Raw genomic sequence first — 16,421 nt, 5'->3', positions numbered from 1 at the left:
TCACCACGACACGACCCATTCGCGGGTCCACTCGGCGACCTGGTCGCGCCAGGCGCGGCGCGAGAACGTGTGGTCGGCACCGTCGAGACGGCGCCAGGTGACGCGCGGCGCGGACAGCAGGCGTTTCCAGGCCGGCGTCGATCCGGCCACGTCGCAGAATTCGCGCCCCGTCAGGTCGGCGCCGCCGATCACGAGCAGCGTGTGGCCGCCGAATGCGTGCAGGCCCTGGCGCATGCGCTCGGGCAGCGCAGCGGGGGCGTCTTCCGACGACGCTGCGCGGCCCGCGAACGCGGTGCGCACGAGTTTCAGCATCGATGCCAGCGAGCCCGCGTAGTCGAATTTTCCGCGTGCCAGCTTGCGCCAGAACGCGGGGTCGCGCAGGCGGTCGCGGTAGTGGTGTTTCAAGGTCGTGCGGGCGACGCCGTCGTCCGTGCGTACCCAGGGATTGAGCAGCACGAGGCCGCGCACGCGCGCGTCGCCCGGCGCATACATCGCGGCCGCCGAGGCGCCGTCGCACAGTCCCCACAGCACGACGTCGGCGAGGCCCGGCACGGCGCCGACGAAGGCGTCGAGCGCGGCGCGGATGTCGTCCTGGATGACTTCGAAATCCCGTTCTTCGCCGTCGCTGTCGCCCATGCCGCGGTAGTCGAAGCGCATGGCGGCGATGCCGTGCGCGGCCAGGTGGCGCGCCAGCAGGGCGAACTGGCGATGGCTGCCGACGCGGTATTGCGGACCGCCGACGACGATCAGCACACCGCGCGCGCACGGCGCCGCGGGCACGCTGGCGATGCCGACCAGCGTATCGCCGCCGCAGCGGAAGGCGAGGGCGCGTTCTTCATACGACATGGGCGCCCTCCCCGATGACGCCGTCGGTGGCGTCGAGCAGCGCGGGGCAGGTCGACACCGCCGTCGTGGCCCAGAACGGCGACCCCGTCACCGTGTGCACGTGGAGCACCGTGCCTTGGCCTTCCCACGCCGCCTTGACGCGCGCGGCGGCCGGTCCCGGCGCTTGCCCGGGCGCGCCGAGCACCTCGAACCAGTGCGCCGGGGCGGGCGGCAGCATGGCATCGGGCGCGGGCAGGCCGTCGATCGCGCGCGCCAGTTCGGGAGATAAATCGTAGCCGGCGATTTCCAGCGTCTCTCCGGTCTGCAACGCGGCGCGCAAGGCTTTCGTTCCCGACTGCGCGGCGTCGTCGCCCAGCATCGCGCCCGCCGTGCGCAGGCGCAGGAACTGGGTCAGGTACGCCGAGCCGCTGGCCACCGGTTGCCACAGCAGCAGCGGCGCGAGCGGGTAAGCCGCCGTGCGCGCATGGTCGAGCGCAAGCAAAGCGCCCAGGCGCAGGCCCCACAGCGTGAGCGGTGCATCGATGCGGGCGCGCAGCCAGGCGGCGCCCAGGTCGAGGTCCCGCTTCCATGCATCCCAGCGCGCATCGGCGAAGTCGCCGGCGCTGTCGCCGGTGCCGAGCAGGTCGATCTGCAGCACGCCATAGCCGTGCGCGGCCAGGCGGCGTGCGCCGAGGGCGGCCATGCGGCGGGTGCGGTTGAGTTCTTCGGCGAACGGCGGCACGTACAGGACGGCGCCGCGGCATGCGCCCGCAGGCCGGTGGAACAGGCAGAAGCGCCGGTCCGCGCCGCTGCCGAGGAAGAACGGTTCCGTGTCCACCTCGGCCCGCTCTGGCGTCATTCGGCGCGTTTCGCGGCCACGAAAGCGGCCAGGCTGCCCAGGGTTTCGAAGGTGCTGGCGCTGATGTCGTCGTCGTCGACGGCGATGCCGAAGCGTTCTTCGAGCGCGCCGATCAGGCTGACGACGGCCATCGAGTCGAGTTCGGGCAGGCTGCCCAGCAGGGGGGAATCGGCGTGCAGACGCTGGCCGGCGTCGCCCAGGCTCAGCACGTCGATCAGGGTCGCTTTGACTTCGTCGAGATACGTCATGGTGGTCATTCGGTTCGGTGAGCGCCCGCTTGGCAAGCGAGCGGTCGATTATACATTCGGGAGCAGCAGCGCCAGCCGGGCCTTCAACGGCGCGGCCAGGCGGTGCACTTCGCCCACGAGTTCGTGGCGGGTGGCGCGCAGCAGCACATACCAGGCGGCGGCCAGCGGCAGCAGCATCACGAGCAGGCGCGCCATCGCGGGGAGCGTCGCCGGCAGCAGCGCCGCCAGCAGCCAGGCGACGGCGCCGGTGCCCAACGCCACGACGGCGCTGGGCAGCAGGGCGCGGATCATCATCGCGGTCGTGAAGCCGAAATACCGGCTCTGCTGGATCGCGGTGACGGGCGCGCTGGCGACGGTCGCGAAGAACAGCGCCCATGCGAATCCGTTCAGGCTGCCGTCATACAGCAGCACGCCGAACAGGATGCGGGTCGCCAGGGTAACGACGACCGGGAAGGCGCTCAGGTAGGGACGGCCGATCGCCGTCACCGCCATCGGGATATAGTTGAAGGCCAGGGTCACGAAGGCCGCCAGCACGAGCGGCAGGATCGCGGGCACGCATTCGATCCATTTGGCGCCGTACAGCGCGACGACGATGTCCTGGCCCAGCACGGCCGTCAGCGCCAGCGCGGTCCAGCCGACGCCGGTCAAGAGCAGCGTGGAGCGGGCCAGGATCGGCGCCAGCGATTCGCCGCGGTGGTACGTCTGCGCCATGTACGGGACGGCGCCGTAGTTCATCGTCGAACCGGCGACGTAGCTGAAGATCGACACGGTGGAATTCGCGCGGCTCAGCAGGCCCACGTGGCGCGCGGACCCCAGCTTGCCGAGCAAGATGTCGGGGATCGAGTTGTTCAACGTGGTCGCGCAGTTGGTCACGAGGGAGCCGACGCCGAAATGGGCGACGCTCTTCCAGTGGCGGAAGCCCGGCAGCCACGGCATGCCTTTCGGGCGCAGGGGGATGTAGGCGATGCCGCAGGCGAGGATGTTGATCAGGTTACCCCACGCCATGGACATGGCGCCGTAGCCCATCTCGCCGAGGATCAGCGTGCTGGCGCAGAAGCACACGGTGCCGACGACGTGGACGACGGCCTGCTTCTCGGCCTCGTAGCCGCGCGCCAGCAGGGCGCCCGTGACGGTGCCGAACGGGATGAACACGAAGCCGACGGCCAGCACGCGCATCACCGGCACGATGCCCGGTTCCTTGAACCACATGCCGAGCCAGCCGCTGGCCGCGAACAGGGCGGCCGCGATGACCCACGACGTCGTGAACACGACGCCGGTGGCCGAGCGGATCTTGTCGTTGTCGAGGTCCGGTTCGCGCTGCAGGTAATAGCTGACGCCGAAGTCGCGGAACACCTGGGCGAAGTTCACGAACACGACGGTCATCGAATAGATGCCGATCTCGCTCGGGCTCAGGATCCGCGCCAGCAGGATGCTGACGATGAACTGCAGGACCTTGGTGCCCGAAGTCGCGAAGAAGTTGATGACGAGCGAACGACGCAAATCTGCCATGACAGGGCAACCGGGGAGAAAAACGCGCCGAGAATCAGGCCGGCGCGTTGGAGATCAGGTGGATGGCCTGGCGCGACGTCGTCTTGTACTTGTTGTTGATGAAGCGCATCGGCCCGATGAAGTGGAAGAACGCCGTCTCCGCCGTGGCGCAGTCGGGCGTGCCGTATTTCGGGAACGGCAGCGATTTCGTGGCGAACGCGTTCGCCACCAGGTAGTTCGACGTCACCTGTTCGGTGCCCCAGCGTTTCCAGTCCTCGCCCAGCTTGCCGGTCATGCGGCGCGAGAAGTCGAGCAGGTTGTCGCGCATCGTCGTCGATGGCGGAAAGCCCGTGAAGCCGGAGCAGCCGCGCACGTAGCGGGCGTCGCCCGGCAGGCCGACGTTGGCCATCTCGGCTTCCGACAGCGTCTGGATGTGCGCGCCCGGTTTCATCTTGGGCAGCGCGTGGGCGCGCACGGCGTCCAGCGGGCGGATCGGCGTGTCCGGGATTTCGCCCAGCACGAAGCCGGCGCCGGCCTGGATGGCCTGCAGCACTTCCGGGATCGGCTGCATGGTCAGCGTGTCGGCATCCAGCTGGATGACGTAGCTGTCCAGCGCATAGCCGGAGATCGCGAACAGGCGCTCCCAGGTGCCGCCGCGCGGGATGTCCGCATGGGTGAATTCGTGCGCTTCGCGCAGGATCACGTGCGGCAGGTGATGCTTCAGCACGGCGCGGTCGTTCTCGTCGATCGACGGATCGCACACGACGACGATGCGGGACGGATTCAGGAAATGGGTAAACGACTTGACCGCGACCAGGTAGGAATGGACGTCGCGCTGGTGCACCATCGACAGCAGCGTGAAGGGCAGGTCACCGCGCTGCACGGGACGGGTGTCCAGGATCTGGCGTGCGACTTTCTGGTACTGCCATCGGAAATAGTCTCGCCTTGCGCGCTGGACCACCCTCTCGACTAAAGACATTCCTCAGGACTCCCTTTTCTGCTGTTCAAATTCAAAGCATCGGTCACAGAAACCGCGCGATGTGTGCGGCGAATTCCTTGCTTTGACGCACAACATTATATGCGGTATCGACGTGCGCACGCGCGTTGTTTCCATGCATTTTTGCTATTTCCGGACTGTCGACATAGCGCAGAACGGCCTGCGTGAAGCCGGCGAAGTCGTCCAGCCCGATGACCGCGCCGGTCTTGCCGTCGAGGATGGTTTCCTTCGGTCCCAGCGCCGCGCTGGCGACGACCGGGATGCCGCAGGCCATGGCCTCGACGATGGCATTGCCGAAGCTTTCGCGCTCGGCCGCGTGCACGAGCAGGTCGGCGGCGCGGTAGTACGGCACGAGGTCGTTCTGGCGGCCGGCGAACACGCAGATATCTTCGAGGCCGAGTTCCGTCGCCAGCCGTTTCCATTCCACGGCCGGCGGGCCGTCGCCCACGTAGATGAAACCGATGCGCCGGTCCGGACGCGCGGCGACCACGTCGCGTACCACCTGCAGCAGGCGGTCGACGCGCTTTTCCGGGCGCGCCTGCGAGACGGCCAGGATCCAGAAGCGGTCCGGGTCGAGGCCCAGCCGGGCGCGCGCGGCGGCCCGGTCGCCGGGATGGAATTTCACGGAATCGACCGAATTGCGCATCAGGATGACCTTGTCGCGCGGTAGTTTCTGATAATTCAGCAGGAATTGTTCCTGGGCGACGGAATTGGCCAGGTGCAGGTCGTGCTGCTGCTTGCGCAGCACGCGCCGCACGAGGTATTTCGCGATCTTTTTGAGTGCACCGTCGCGCTGGCGCGGATCGAAGCTGTCGTTTTCCGTGTTGATCGTGCGCACGCCCAGGCGGCGCAGCAGATCCAGGCACACGGTGTTCGACAGCGCGCTCATGAACACCATGACCTTCACGTTATGGGTCAGCACGAATTGTTCGATCGCGGCCCGGCCGGCCGGCGTGGTGTCGTAGCAATCCAATTCCACGGGCTGCAGGTGTTTCGGCTGGTAGCTGGGATTGCCCGTCAGCCTGGGAAACGCCATGTAGACGTTCGCCCGGTCGAGCAGGTCGCTGCTTGCCCGGTCGCGCACGGCGGCGGTGAAATTCCATACGTAACCCGTATCGTCGGGATAGCGCATGGTGAACACGACTCCTGGCTTTTCCGCTGTTGTCACCCTGTACTCCGGTTTTGGTGCGAAGTTGCAATATTTAGCACAAAATTATAGCTCATCAATTAATTCTGCATGTTGCAGTGCAGCGTATTCGTGCGTGCAGCTGGGGCGGATTGCCACACGATTGATTTCCGGGCGACAAACACATTGTGCTAGGATTGCAATACTTTTAACGGCCCAAGTAATGTTAGAAAAAGCTCAGCAAGTGCCGGCGCAACTGGCACCCGGACAGCGTCCGGTCCTGCTCGTAATCGTCGACACCGAGGGCGAATTCGCCTGGGATCAACCGTTCAACCGCAGCGCCATCGGGACCACGTCCATCGCCAGGCAGCCGCTGATGCATGCGCGCGTGTTCGACAAGTTCGGCATCATCCCCACGTACATGGTCGACTGGCCCGTCGCGACGACGCCGGCCGCCGTCGCCACCTTGCGCCGCCTGCTCGATGCGGGCCGCTGCGAGATCGGCGCCCATTTGCATCCGTGGGTGTCGCCGCCTTACGAAGAGGCGCTGTCGGATTTCAATTCGTATGGCGGCAACCTGCCGCGCCAGCTCGAATACGACAAGCTGCGCCTCCTCACGGAGACCATCGTCGACGCGTTCGGCAAGCAGCCGCTCGCGTTCAAGGCGGGCCGCTACGGCCTCGGTCCGCACACCGCGGAATCGATCGCGTCGCTCGGCTACGACGTCGATGCGAGCGTCGTCCCGTACAGCGCCTTCACGGCCGACGGCGGGCCGGATTTCCGCGCATTCGACGAACATCCGTACTGGTTCCAGGCCGGGAAGCGCGAGCTGCTCGAACTGCCCGTGACCACGGGGTATTGCGGCTGGCTGCGCCGTTTCGGCCAGCGTTTATATGACGTCGCCCAGGGCCCCTGGGCGCGGCGCGCGCGTCTCGGCGGCGTGCTGGCGCGTTCGCGCGCGCTCGAACGCGTGCGCCTGAGTCCCGAAGTGGCGAGCGGCGCCGAGATGCGGCGCCTGACCGATGCCTTGCTCGCCGGCGGCTGCCAGGTGTTTTCGCTGACGTATCACAGCCCGTCGCTGATGCCGGGCCATACGCCGTACGTGCGCAGCGAGGCAGACCTGGAACGCCTGATCGCCAACGTGCACGATTACTGCGCGTGGTTCCGCGACGAGGTCGGCGGAGAATTCATGAGCCTGGCGCAGCTGCGGCAGGCGCTGGCGGCGCAGCGCTGACGCGCGCGCTGTCTCCCTTTTTGCGCGCGGCCAGCGCGTGCAAGCGGCCCAGCAGCGGCCAGCGGTAGCCGTTCAGGTGGTACATCGTGCGGATCTCGTCGGTCCAGCGGGTGTGCCACTCCATCACCCGTCCATAGAATTCGATGCGCTCGAAACGTCCTTCGTCGAACAGGCCGCGCGTCGCTTCCTCGCGCATCAACAGGGCCGGCGACAGCTGCGGTCCGAGCGCTTCGTCGTAGGCCGTCTTGAGGATCACGATGCAGCCGCCGCCTTCGACGCACAGATCCATCGCGGCCAGATGCGGACCGGCGGGGCCGTCGAACCAGTAGCGGTAGACGCTGGCCGCGCCGCGGCGCGCCAACGCTTCCAGCATCGTGCGATAAAAGCGGCCCTGGTCGTTGGCCGCATCGACGGCGGTGCCTTCGGTGGCCTTCCAGCCGCTCGTCTCCAGCTTGCCGTAGTCGGCCACGGCGGCCGCCATGTCGTCCGGCGAGCGCACGATTTCCAGGCGCGTGGCGATGCCGTCCTGGCGCAGGCGGTTGCGCTGCTTTTTGAGGTTGCTGCGCAGGTTCTTGCCGCGCGCAAGCCAGTAGTCGTCGAAGCTGCCCTGCACCGTGATGCGCGCCGTCCGGATGTAATCGAAGCTGCGCGCGCCGCCGGGACGCGCCATGAGTACCGGGTCGCACTGCGTGAGGCCGACCATCAGCGCGGGGCCGGGCAGGGCTTGCAGCAGGCCCGCGAGCAGGCCGTCGGCGGGACGGGTGTCGGCCTGCAGCCACAGGCCGACGGGTGCCTGGGCCGGCTGGAACGTGTTCCAGACGCCGCGGCGGCCGGGCGCGACGATCGTCATCGCGTCCGTGTCGTCGCCGTGCCAGGCCAGCAATTCCCGGCCCGTGCCGAACACGTCGAGCAGGGCCTGCACGAAGTCGGCGGCGAGCAGCGGCGACGCGGCACCGGCCGCGTGCAGGCGCTGCCAGCGTGCGGCGTGCCGCGCGAAGTCGCGCGCGGGGACGACGGTCCAATGCGCGGCGGTCGCGCTCATGCCGGCACCGCCGCGCAGGCTTCGAGCGCCTGCCGCACCTGCGCGTGCAGCCAGGCCCGTTCCGCGTCGTCCAGCGCCTGGTGGCAGGGGAAGGCGATCAGGCGCCGGCCGAGGTCCGCGCTGTTGGCGCACACGCTCGCGTCCACGCCCGGCCACAAGGTCGCGCCGAAGCGCGTCATCGGCACGCCGGCGCGCTGCAGCGCGTCGAATACCGCCTGCGGGCGATCGACGAGCAGCGGGAACATCCACGGACAGGCGCCGTCGGGCAGGCGCGTCATCAGGGGACGGCAGCCGGGCGCGCCGTCCAGCGCGCGCTGCAGTTCCTGGTAGTTGCGCCGGCGCCGCGCGACGATGCGCGCGGGCGACACGCAGCGCAGTACCGCGCGCGAAAACCAGGACGAGCGCTTGTCGGCCCAGCGCGCATCGAACTCGAAGCTGCTGTCCGACGACGACGGGGCCAGCGCGGACGCCGGCGCTGCCGCGGCGGTGCCGTTCGCGGCACGCGATTTGCGCGCGTTCCACAGCGCGCTTTTCAGGCGCAGCGGCAGCGCGAGCAACAGCCGCAGCACGGGCAGGCGGCCGTAGGCGAAGGCCGCTTCGAGCGCGTTGAGCGCCGCTTTCATCTCGAAGCCGGCACCGGCGCCGTGCAAGGCCACGTCCAGCCGGTGCCGGTGCGACACCAGGCAGCCGCCTTCATAGATCGGGAAGAATTTCATCGTGCTGCCGATCGCATAATCGCCCACGCTGCCGACCGCGGCGCCGTCGCGCGCGCCGAAGAAGGCGTGCGCGCAATCCTCGACGAGGCCGACGCCGTGGCGGTCGCACAGCGCGCGCAGCGGCCCCAGGTCGTGCGGGATGCCGAAGAAGTGGGTGGCGAGGATCGCCTTGACGCGGCCTTTGGCGAGGTGCGCTTCGATGTCGGCCAGGTCGGGCGCCGTGTCCGGACGGATGCGGTAGAACGCGACGTCGGCGCCGCACCAGTGCGCGGGCGGGACCATCGACGGACTGTGGTAAGCCGGCACCAGCACGACGTCGCCCGCGCCCACGCCGAGCGCGCGCAGCGCGAGACCGATCGCGATCCGGCCGCTCGTGACGAGACGCACGTCCGCTCCGTCCAGCAGCGACGGCAGCGCGGCACGACGCCCGCCCGTGAATGCGGCAAGCGACAGCACGGGCACGGGAGGGATGGCGCGGCGGGCGGACGGTGGAGCGGTTGTTGACGGCATGCACTTAATATAACACGCACGTTTCGGGGGCCGGTGCCGGCTAATTGCGGCTAAATTGCAACAAAATTAATTAAGTTAATTTCGATGCTACAATTTGTTGGATTGTACGTACGGGCGGATTTAATCCGTAACGCGCCGCAGCCGCGGGTATTCAACCGTTCCACAACCAGCCACCTCCATCATGAAACGCGACATCCCGCTCGGGCTCTCGGTGTATCTGGACCTGGTGCGCTTCGGCGCCGCCTCCCTCGTCGTGCTGTCCCACCTGTGGGTGCTCGCCTTCCCCAGGCATCCATTGCCGTGGCCCGGCCATGCCGCCGTCGTCATCTTCTTCGTGCTGTCCGGCTTCGTCATCTCGCATGCGTCCCGTCCGGAACTCGGATTGCGCGGCTACCTGCACCATCGCACCGCCCGCATCTATCCCGTCGTGCTGGGCGCGGCCGCGTTGTCCGTGCTGCTGTCCGCATTCGGCGTGCACGCGATGCAGTACGCGGGCACGCGCGGGTCGGACGCGCTGGACGTGGCGTTGAACATGACCTTCCTCGCGCAGACGTGGACCAATGTCGCGCTGCCGTACAACGGCCCGTTCTGGTCGCTGAACTACGAAGTCTGGTATTACATCCTGTTCGGCATCTGGTGCTATCACCCCAGCCGGCTGCTGCTGCTGTGCGCCGCCGTGATCGCGGGGCCGAAGATCCTGCTGCTGATGCCCGTGTGGCTGCTCGGCGTGTATCTGCACCGGAAGATGACGGTCCTCGACCGCAGGACGGCACTGTGGATCTTCGGGCTGACGCTCGCCGCCGGACTGGCGTTCTTCTGGATCGACGTCGGCGCGCGCGTCCGCGGAGCCATGCGCGGCATCTGGCCCGAGGCGATGGATCTCACGCGCGGATCGAACCAGTTCGTCGGCGATTTCCTGCTCGGCCTGATCGTCGCATTGAACTTCCTGGCGGCCGGCTCGCTCGGCATGGGCCTGTTGCTGAAATGCGAAGCGGCGATCCGCTACCTGTCCAGTTTCACGTTCTCGATGTACGTGTTCCACATGCCGCTGGCGGTCCTGATCTGGAACGGCCTGGGCGTGCAGGCGGCGCTGCCGTTCTGTGGCCTGCTGCTGCTCGGCGTCGTGGGCATGGGCGAGTTGACGGAGCGGCGCACGAAGCGGTACCGGTCGCTGCTTGCGCCGCTGTTCGGCGTCGTGCGAACGCCGGTGTCAATCCAGCGTGGGACGGACGACGGGCACGAAGACCGCGCGCCCCGCATCCCACCAGCGGTTCAACCGGTGCTTGAACGCGCCCGCGACGGGCTGCTCGACGCGGACGTTGATCGCGTAGGCGACGGCGATCATCACGACCACCGTCCCCCAGAGCAGCCCATGGGGATTTAATCCGGGGTAGAAGTGGTTGAAGACGACGTAGCCGATGGCCTGGTGCACCAGATAGAGGGGATAGGTCAGGGCGCCGACCACCATCCAGTTGCGGCGGCCGAACCAGCCGGACTTCTTGAGCGCCACCACCAGCATCACGACGAAAAATGCGGAGACCAGGAACAGGACGACACCGAGGTCCATCGTCGTGTGCGAGGCGGCTTCGAATTTCGGCACGCGGATCGCGCTTTCGTACAGCGCCAGCGCCCAGCTTCCGAGGATCACGCCCAGGCGCAGCCACGACATCCCATGCGACCAGACCTGATACATCATCGCGCCGGCGATGAAATAGGCGGCATAGTCGACGATCAGGACCTCGCGCAGGTGTTCCATCCCGGTCAGTTCGAACAGGACGACCGCGACCAGCCAGCCGGTGAGGAAGAGTTCCGCGCGATGGATCTGGCGCAGCAGGAGCAGCACCGCCACGAGGGCATAGAAGCGCATCTCGACGACCAGCGACCAATACGAGCCGTCGATCTGCGTGACCGGGGCGATCTTCTGCATGACGCTGAAACCGCTCAGCATCGTCATGTTCGATGCATACTGGACCAGCGTGGGCGCGTTCCTGCCAAAGAACAGCAGGATCAGGAACGTCAGGGTGCAGCAGACCCAGAAGGCGGGGTACAGGCGCACGATGCGCGAGATGACGAAATGCTTCAGGCTTCCGCTCGAGGCGCTCATCAGGATCACGAATCCGCTGATCAGGAAAAACAGTTCGACGCCATAGCACCCGTATTTGGCGACCGGTGCCAGCAACGGATAGGGCATGCTGGAACTGTGCGCGGCATACCCGCGAAACGCATAGTGGAAAAGCACGACCGCAAGCGCCGCCAGGAAGCGCAGCAGATCGATTTCGTTCGCGCGGGGTTTGTTCATGTTGTCGATCCTTGGTCGATGGCGCGAGGAAGCGTGTGCACGGCGCGGCAATCGTGAAGCGGTGAGCTGAGCCACGAATGAGAGCACCTTTCCCATGCCAAGTCAACACGGACCTTGTCGCGCCGGCGGCGGCGACGCGAGCGCTTCCTCTACGACTTGACGGAGACGAACTGGTAAGATTGGCGTTTGCCCGACCACGCCCGCCGGCAGAACCCATGGCATTGATGAACCACCTGATCCACGACTCCCTGTTCGACAGCGCGGCGCGCACGCCCGCCGCCGAAGCTCTCGCCTATGGCGACAAGCGCTGCAGCTACGCGCAGCTCGCCGCGCAGGTGCGCGCCGTCGCCGCGCTGCTGCTGGATGCGAAACTGGAACCCGGCGCGCGCGTGGCCGTGTACATGGAAAAGCGCATCGAGAACGTGGCCGCCATGTTCGGCGCCGCCGCCGCCGGCTGCGTGTTCGTGCCCGTCAATCCGCTGCTCAAGCCCGAGCAGGTCGCCTACATCCTCGCCGATTGCAACGTGCGCCTGCTGGCCACGACGGCCGAGCGCCTCGCGCAGCTGGCGCCCGTGCTCGAACGCTGCCCCGATGTGCGCGCCGTGCTGCTGGCCGACGGCGATGCGGCGCCCGCATCCGCCGCGCTGCCGGTGCTGGCCTGGCCCGCGGACGTGGACGTGGACGTGGACGTGGACGTCGCGCCGCACCGCCGCATCGACACCGACGTCGCCGCGATCCTGTACACGTCGGGCAGCACGGGGCAGCCGAAAGGCGTCGTGCTGTCGCACCGGAACATGGTCGCGGGTGCGCAGAGCGTCGCGAGCTACCTGGACCTGCGCGCGGACGACCGCCTGCTCGCCGTGCTGCCGCTCAGCTTCGACTACGGCCTGTCCCAGCTGACGACGGCCTTTATGCGCGGCGCCAGCGTCGTGCTGATGAACTACCTGTTCCCGAAGGATATCGTGGCGATGGTCGCGCGCGAGCGCATCACGGGCCTGGCCGCCGTGCCGCCGCTGTGGATCGCGCTGGCGCGCCTGGCGTGGCCGGCGGGTTGCACGCTGCGCTTCATCACGAATTCCGGCGGCGCCATGCCGGTGCCGACGGTGCAGGCGCTGCGCGAAGTCTTGCCGGACACGCAGATCTTCCTGATGTACGGCCTGACGGAAGCGTTCCGCTCCACCTACCTGTCGCCGGCGGAAGTGGCGCGCCGTCCCGATTCGATCGGCCGCGCGATCCCGAACGCCGAGATCCTCGTCGTGCGTCCGGATGGCAGCCCGTGCGACCCCGACGAACCGGGAGAACTCGTGCACCGCGGCGCGCTCGTGGCGCTCGGCTACTGGAACGATCCGGCGCGCACGGCGCAGCGGTTCCGTCCCGCGCCCGGCCGGGACCCTGGCCTGCCCGTGCCGGAACTGGCCGTGTGGTCGGGCGATACGGTGCGCCGCGACGCCGACGGCTATTTGTACTTCGTCGGCCGCAGCGACGACATGATCAAGGTGTCCGGCTACCGCATCAGCCCCACCGAGATCGAATCCGTGCTGCACGCGACCGGTCTCGTCGCCGAGGTGGCCGCCTTCGGCATCGACCATCCGCAACTGGGCCAGGCGATCGCCGTGATCGCCGTGCCCGTCGAGGAAGGCGTCATCGACGGTGCCGCGCTGCTGGCCGAATGCAAGCGCCGCCTGCCGGCCTATATGGTGCCGGCCCACATCGACCTGCGCGCCGGCCCGCTGCCGCGCAACCCGAACGGCAAGATCGACCGCAACCTGTTGCGGCTTACCCTGCAAACGAACGACGCATCATGACAGCAAGTAACCGCGCGCGCCACGCGCCGCAGATCCTTTTTTCCGTCGTCGACGACGTGTTGCAGGTCGGCGGCATCCCGCTGACCCGGCTCGCGCAGCGCGTGGGCCGCACGCCGTTCTTCGCGGTCGACCGCGCCCTGTGCACGCAGCGCGTGCGCGACCTGCGCGTCCAGCTGCCGCAAGGCGTGCTGCTGCATTACTCGATCAAGGCGAATCCGATGCCGGCGCTCGTGCAGCACATGGCCGGCCTCGTCGACGGCCTGGACGTGGCCTCCGGCGGCGAACTGAAAACGGCGCTGGATGCCGGCATGGCGCCCGAGCGCATCAGCTTCGCCGGCCCGGCCAAGCAGGACGCCGAACTGGCGCAGGCGGTGGCCGCCGGCGTGTGCGTGAACGTCGAATCGGAGCGCGAGCTCATGGCCCTCGCGCGCATCGGCGACCTGCTGGGCATCGCGCCGCGCATCGCCTTGCGCGTGAATCCGGACTTCGAACTGAAATCGTCCGGCATGAAGATGGGCGGCGGCGCCAAGCCTTTCGGCATCGACGCGGAGGAGGTGCCGCGCCTGCTGCGCGTCGCGGCCGGGCTGGCCGTCGACTTCCAGGGCTTCCACATCTTCGCCGGTTCGCAGAGCCTGCGCGCGGACGCCATCATCGACGCGCAGGCGCGCAGCATCGAACTCGCGCTGCGCCTGGCCGACGCGGCGCCCGTCCCGGTGCGCCAGGTGAACATCGGCGGCGGCTTCGGCATCCCGTATTTTCCGGGCGAGGAACGCCTCGACGTGGCGCCCATCGCCGCGCGCCTGGCGCCCGAACTGGAAAAGCTGACCACGGCGCTGCCGCAGGCGCGGCTGGCGCTGGAACTGGGCCGCTACCTCGTGGGCGAATGCGGCGTCTACGTGACGCGCGTCGTCGACCGCAAGGTCTCGCGCGGTGAAGTCTTCCTCGTGACGGACGGCGGCATGCACCACCACCTGGCCGCCTCGGGCAACCTGGGGCAGGTCATCCGCAAGAATTATCCGGTCGCCGTGGGCAGCCGCGTGGCGCCGGTTGACAGCGGCCCGGCCAGCGTGACGGGGCCGTTGTGCACCCCGCTCGACATCCTGGCCGACCGGATGGAGCTGGCGCATGCGCAGGTGGGCGACCTGATCGTCGTGTTCCAGTCGGGCGCCTACGGCCCGTCCGCCAGCCCGGGCGCATTCCTCGGGCACCCGGCGGCGCTGGAAGTGCTGGTGTAGGGTAGGCACCCCGGTGCCCACGCGCGAGGCATGCGGTGGGTTGGCGTCACGCGTGGGCTCGGTGAGCCCACCCTGCCTGGGCAGGCTCTAAGCGCCGGCGCTGACGCGCAGGAACGCGTCGAACATCATCAGCGACCACAGTGCCACGCTGTGGTCGGCCGTGCCCGCGTGGTGCTGGGACACCAGCTGTTCCAGGTAGCGGCGGTTGAAGATGCCGGTATCGACCAGGCGCGCGCCCAGCACGGCCTCGCGCACCGCCTCGCGCAGCGGGCCGCGCAGCCAGGCCGCCAGCGGGATCGAAAAGCCCTTCTTGGACCGGTACATGATGTCGTGCGGCAGATGCGGCTCCAGCGACTTCTTGAGGATGTACTTGCCTTCGCCGCCGCGCAGTTTCAGGCTCGGGGGCAGGGTGGCCGCGTATTCGCAGAATTCGTGATCCAGCAGCGGCACGCGCACTTCCAGCGAGTGGGCCATGCTGGCGCGGTCGACCTTCGTCAGGATGTCGCCCGGCAGCCAGGTCTTGAAATCGAGGTACTGGATCAGCGACAGCGGATCGTCCGTCGGCGCCTGGGCGGCGTGCGTGCGCATCACGTCGATCGCGCGGTAGCCCTGCAGGTCGCTCTTGAACGTATCCGAGAACAGCTGGTTGCGCTGGCGGTCGGTCAGGCGCGACACGCCGTGGAAGTAGCCCTCGACGAGGTCGCGCGCGATCGCCTCGAACGTCGTCTTGGCGCGGAATACGCGCGGCGCCCAGTCGGCCTTCGGGTACAGGCTGCCCAGGGTGCCGAACAGCGGTTTGCGGATCGCTTCCGGGACCTTCGAGCGCACGCTGTGTTCGGCCATCGCGAAACGGTAGCGGCGGTAGCCGGCAAAGTTCTCGTCGCCGCCGTCGCCCGACAGCGCCACCGTCACGTGGCGGCGCGCCAGCTGGCACACGCGGTAGGTCGGGATCGCGGAACTGTCGGCAAAGGGTTCGTCGTACAGGTGCGCGAGCGTGTCGATCAGGCCGTAGTCGTCCTTGTCGACGATCTGCGCGTGGTGGTGCGTGCGGTAGCGCTGGGCCACCTGCATGGCGTACTGGGTTTCGTCGAACTCGGGATCGTCGAAGCCGATCGAGCACGTGGTGACGCCCTCGCTGACCGTGCCGTCCCTGGCGCCGGCCATCATCGCGACGACGGCGCTGGAATCGACGCCGCCGGACAGGAAGGCGCCCAGCGGCACCTCCGATTCCATCTGGCTCTTCACCGCTTCGCGCACGCGGTCGATCAGTTCGGCCTCGACGTCCGCCTCCGGCCGCGCCGGCGCGACGTTGAAGGCGAGGTCCCACCAGCGCTTCGGCTGCACCGCGCGGTCGCCGACCTTCAGCAGGATCGAATGGCCGGGGCTGAGTTTATAAGCGTTATGGAAAATCGTGTTCGGCTCCGGCACGTAGCCGTAGGCGAAGTAATCCTCGACGGCGCGCGGGTTCAGCTTGCGCGACAGTTCGGGGAAGGTCATGATCGACTTGAGTTCCGAGCCGAACACGAACAGGCCGCTGGGCAGCAGCGAATAGAACATCGGTTTTACGCCAACGTGGTCGCGCGCGAGGAACAGCGTCTGCTTCTTGCGGTCCCACACGCCGAACGCGAACATGCCGCGCAGCCGGCGCACGCAGTCCTCGCCCCACGCAAGCCAGGCGTTCATGACGACTTCCGTGTCGGACTTGGTGCGGAACACGTGGCCCAGCGCGATCAGCTCGTCGCGCAGGATGCGGTAGTTGTAGATCTCGCCGTTGAACACGAGCGCCACGTCGCGCGCGGCGTTCAGGAACGGCTGCTGGCCGGTGGCCACGTCGATCACGGACAGGCGGCGGTGGCCCATGCCCAGCGCTTTTTCCAGATACAGTTCGCCTTCGTCGGGACCGCGGTGGTACTGGCTTTCGTTCATGCGCCGCAGCGCTTCGCGGTCGATCTCCCGGTTGCCTTGGGTGTCAAAGATTCCGACTATTCCGCACATGATGTTGGCTTTCTTGCTTGTATATGGGTGAAACGGTAACGC

The 16,421-nt window shown here is 67.8% G+C and carries 13 protein-coding genes and 1 pseudogene; 4 read left to right on the top strand and 10 right to left on the bottom strand.

Annotated features, from left to right (window positions below; all coding sequences use genetic code 11):
• From ASC93_RS17775 to ASC93_RS17750, 6 genes are read right to left on the bottom strand one after another with little or no spacing between them, the layout of a single operon-like run.
• Entirely contained in the window at positions 1-846 is an 846-nt protein-coding gene (locus ASC93_RS17775) for a hydrolase 1, exosortase A system-associated (RefSeq protein ID WP_056445128.1), read from the bottom strand.
• Positions 836-1,684, bottom strand: coding sequence for a hydrolase 2, exosortase A system-associated (locus tag ASC93_RS17770; RefSeq protein ID WP_056445123.1), 849 nt, complete (start codon positions 1,682-1,684; stop codon positions 836-838). Before ASC93_RS17770 ends, ASC93_RS17775 begins: the two co-directional genes overlap by 11 nt.
• Positions 1,681-1,932 carry an acyl carrier protein gene (locus ASC93_RS17765; protein ID WP_056445266.1) on the bottom strand — a complete coding sequence of 84 codons (252 nt, stop codon included), beginning with the start codon at positions 1,930-1,932 and terminating at the stop codon, positions 1,681-1,683. The genes ASC93_RS17770 and ASC93_RS17765 overlap by 4 nt, the downstream gene beginning before the upstream one ends.
• A gap of 48 nt (positions 1,933-1,980) precedes the next feature.
• Complete coding sequence (locus ASC93_RS17760) at positions 1,981-3,441, bottom strand: oligosaccharide flippase family protein (protein WP_082548129.1); 1,461 nt, start codon at positions 3,439-3,441, stop codon at positions 1,981-1,983.
• A 34-nt stretch (positions 3,442-3,475) separates the two neighbouring features.
• Positions 3,476-4,399, bottom strand: a complete 924-nt coding sequence (locus ASC93_RS17755; RefSeq protein ID WP_157201984.1) for a hypothetical protein — start codon at positions 4,397-4,399, stop codon at positions 3,476-3,478.
• A gap of 43 nt (positions 4,400-4,442) precedes the next feature.
• The gene (locus ASC93_RS17750; RefSeq protein ID WP_157201983.1) at positions 4,443-5,549 is read right to left on the bottom strand and encodes a glycosyltransferase family 4 protein; all 1,107 of its coding nucleotides are present in this window, start codon (positions 5,547-5,549) and stop codon (positions 4,443-4,445) included.
• A 217-nt stretch (positions 5,550-5,766) separates the two neighbouring features.
• Here ASC93_RS17750 and ASC93_RS17745 point away from each other — a divergent pair, with 217 nt between their 5' ends.
• Positions 5,767-6,777: a polysaccharide deacetylase family protein gene (locus ASC93_RS17745; protein WP_056445110.1), complete on the top strand. Its 1,011-nt coding sequence runs from the start codon at positions 5,767-5,769 to the stop codon at positions 6,775-6,777.
• Here the strand turns inward: ASC93_RS17745 and ASC93_RS17740 are convergent.
• On the bottom strand, positions 6,731-7,819 hold the full coding sequence (locus ASC93_RS17740) for a GNAT family N-acetyltransferase (RefSeq protein ID WP_056445107.1): 1,089 nt from the start codon (positions 7,817-7,819) through the stop codon (positions 6,731-6,733). The genes ASC93_RS17745 and ASC93_RS17740 overlap by 47 nt on opposite strands.
• Positions 7,816-9,045, bottom strand: a complete 1,230-nt coding sequence (locus ASC93_RS17735; RefSeq protein WP_056445103.1) for an aminotransferase class I/II-fold pyridoxal phosphate-dependent enzyme — start codon at positions 9,043-9,045, stop codon at positions 7,816-7,818. The genes ASC93_RS17740 and ASC93_RS17735 overlap by 4 nt, the downstream gene beginning before the upstream one ends.
• A gap of 181 nt (positions 9,046-9,226) precedes the next feature.
• On the opposite strand from ASC93_RS17735, the pseudogene ASC93_RS30005 reads away from it, so the two are divergent.
• Positions 9,227-10,162 (top strand): annotated as a pseudogene (locus tag ASC93_RS30005) (acyltransferase family protein); the annotation flags it as partial.
• A 93-nt stretch (positions 10,163-10,255) separates the two neighbouring features.
• Here the strand turns inward: ASC93_RS30005 and ASC93_RS32200 are convergent.
• Positions 10,256-11,344: an acyltransferase gene (locus tag ASC93_RS32200; RefSeq protein ID WP_056445094.1), complete on the bottom strand. Its 1,089-nt coding sequence runs from the start codon at positions 11,342-11,344 to the stop codon at positions 10,256-10,258.
• 224 nt (positions 11,345-11,568) lie between these two features.
• Here ASC93_RS32200 and ASC93_RS17715 point away from each other — a divergent pair, with 224 nt between their 5' ends.
• Positions 11,569-13,149, top strand: a complete 1,581-nt coding sequence (locus ASC93_RS17715) for an acyl-CoA ligase (AMP-forming), exosortase A system-associated (protein ID WP_056445091.1) — start codon at positions 11,569-11,571, stop codon at positions 13,147-13,149.
• Positions 13,146-14,384, top strand: a complete 1,239-nt coding sequence (locus ASC93_RS17710; protein WP_056445088.1) for a pyridoxal-dependent decarboxylase, exosortase A system-associated — start codon at positions 13,146-13,148, stop codon at positions 14,382-14,384. The genes ASC93_RS17715 and ASC93_RS17710 overlap by 4 nt, the downstream gene beginning before the upstream one ends.
• A gap of 87 nt (positions 14,385-14,471) precedes the next feature.
• Here the strand turns inward: ASC93_RS17710 and ASC93_RS17705 are convergent, their stop codons facing one another.
• The gene (locus tag ASC93_RS17705; protein WP_056445085.1) at positions 14,472-16,379 is read right to left on the bottom strand and encodes an XrtA/PEP-CTERM system amidotransferase; all 1,908 of its coding nucleotides are present in this window, start codon (positions 16,377-16,379) and stop codon (positions 14,472-14,474) included.
• Positions 16,380-16,421: the final 42 nt, after the last annotated feature.

The organism is Massilia sp. Root335, from assembly GCF_001425685.1.
Taxonomy (GTDB): Bacteria; Pseudomonadota; Gammaproteobacteria; order Burkholderiales; family Burkholderiaceae_D; genus Telluria; species Telluria luteola.
The sequence above is the reverse complement of the archived record's forward strand: the minus strand, read 5'-3'. Positions and strand labels throughout refer to the sequence as shown.

Bases quoted from the DNA above. Each gene is read 5' to 3' on its own strand.
- ASC93_RS17775 (WP_056445128.1), bottom strand. From the start codon at position 846: ATGTCGTATGAAGAACGCGCCCTCGCCTTCCGCTGCGGCGGCGATACG.
- ASC93_RS17770 (WP_056445123.1), bottom strand. From the start codon at position 1,684: ATGACGCCAGAGCGGGCCGAGGTGGACACGGAACCGTTCTTCCTCGGC.
- ASC93_RS17765 (WP_056445266.1), bottom strand. From the start codon at position 1,932: ATGACGTATCTCGACGAAGTCAAAGCGACCCTGATCGACGTGCTGAGC.
- ASC93_RS17760 (WP_082548129.1), bottom strand. From the start codon at position 3,441: ATGGCAGATTTGCGTCGTTCGCTCGTCATCAACTTCTTCGCGACTTCG.
- ASC93_RS17755 (WP_157201984.1), bottom strand. From the start codon at position 4,399: ATGTCTTTAGTCGAGAGGGTGGTCCAGCGCGCAAGGCGAGACTATTTC.
- ASC93_RS17750 (WP_157201983.1), bottom strand. From the start codon at position 5,549: ATGCGCTATCCCGACGATACGGGTTACGTATGGAATTTCACCGCCGCC.
- ASC93_RS17745 (WP_056445110.1), top strand. From the start codon at position 5,767: ATGTTAGAAAAAGCTCAGCAAGTGCCGGCGCAACTGGCACCCGGACAG.
- ASC93_RS17740 (WP_056445107.1), bottom strand. From the start codon at position 7,819: ATGAGCGCGACCGCCGCGCATTGGACCGTCGTCCCCGCGCGCGACTTC.
- ASC93_RS17735 (WP_056445103.1), bottom strand. From the start codon at position 9,045: ATGCCGTCAACAACCGCTCCACCGTCCGCCCGCCGCGCCATCCCTCCC.
- ASC93_RS32200 (WP_056445094.1), bottom strand. From the start codon at position 11,344: ATGAACAAACCCCGCGCGAACGAAATCGATCTGCTGCGCTTCCTGGCG.
- ASC93_RS17715 (WP_056445091.1), top strand. From the start codon at position 11,569: ATGAACCACCTGATCCACGACTCCCTGTTCGACAGCGCGGCGCGCACG.
- ASC93_RS17710 (WP_056445088.1), top strand. From the start codon at position 13,146: ATGACAGCAAGTAACCGCGCGCGCCACGCGCCGCAGATCCTTTTTTCC.
- ASC93_RS17705 (WP_056445085.1), bottom strand. From the start codon at position 16,379: ATGTGCGGAATAGTCGGAATCTTTGACACCCAAGGCAACCGGGAGATC.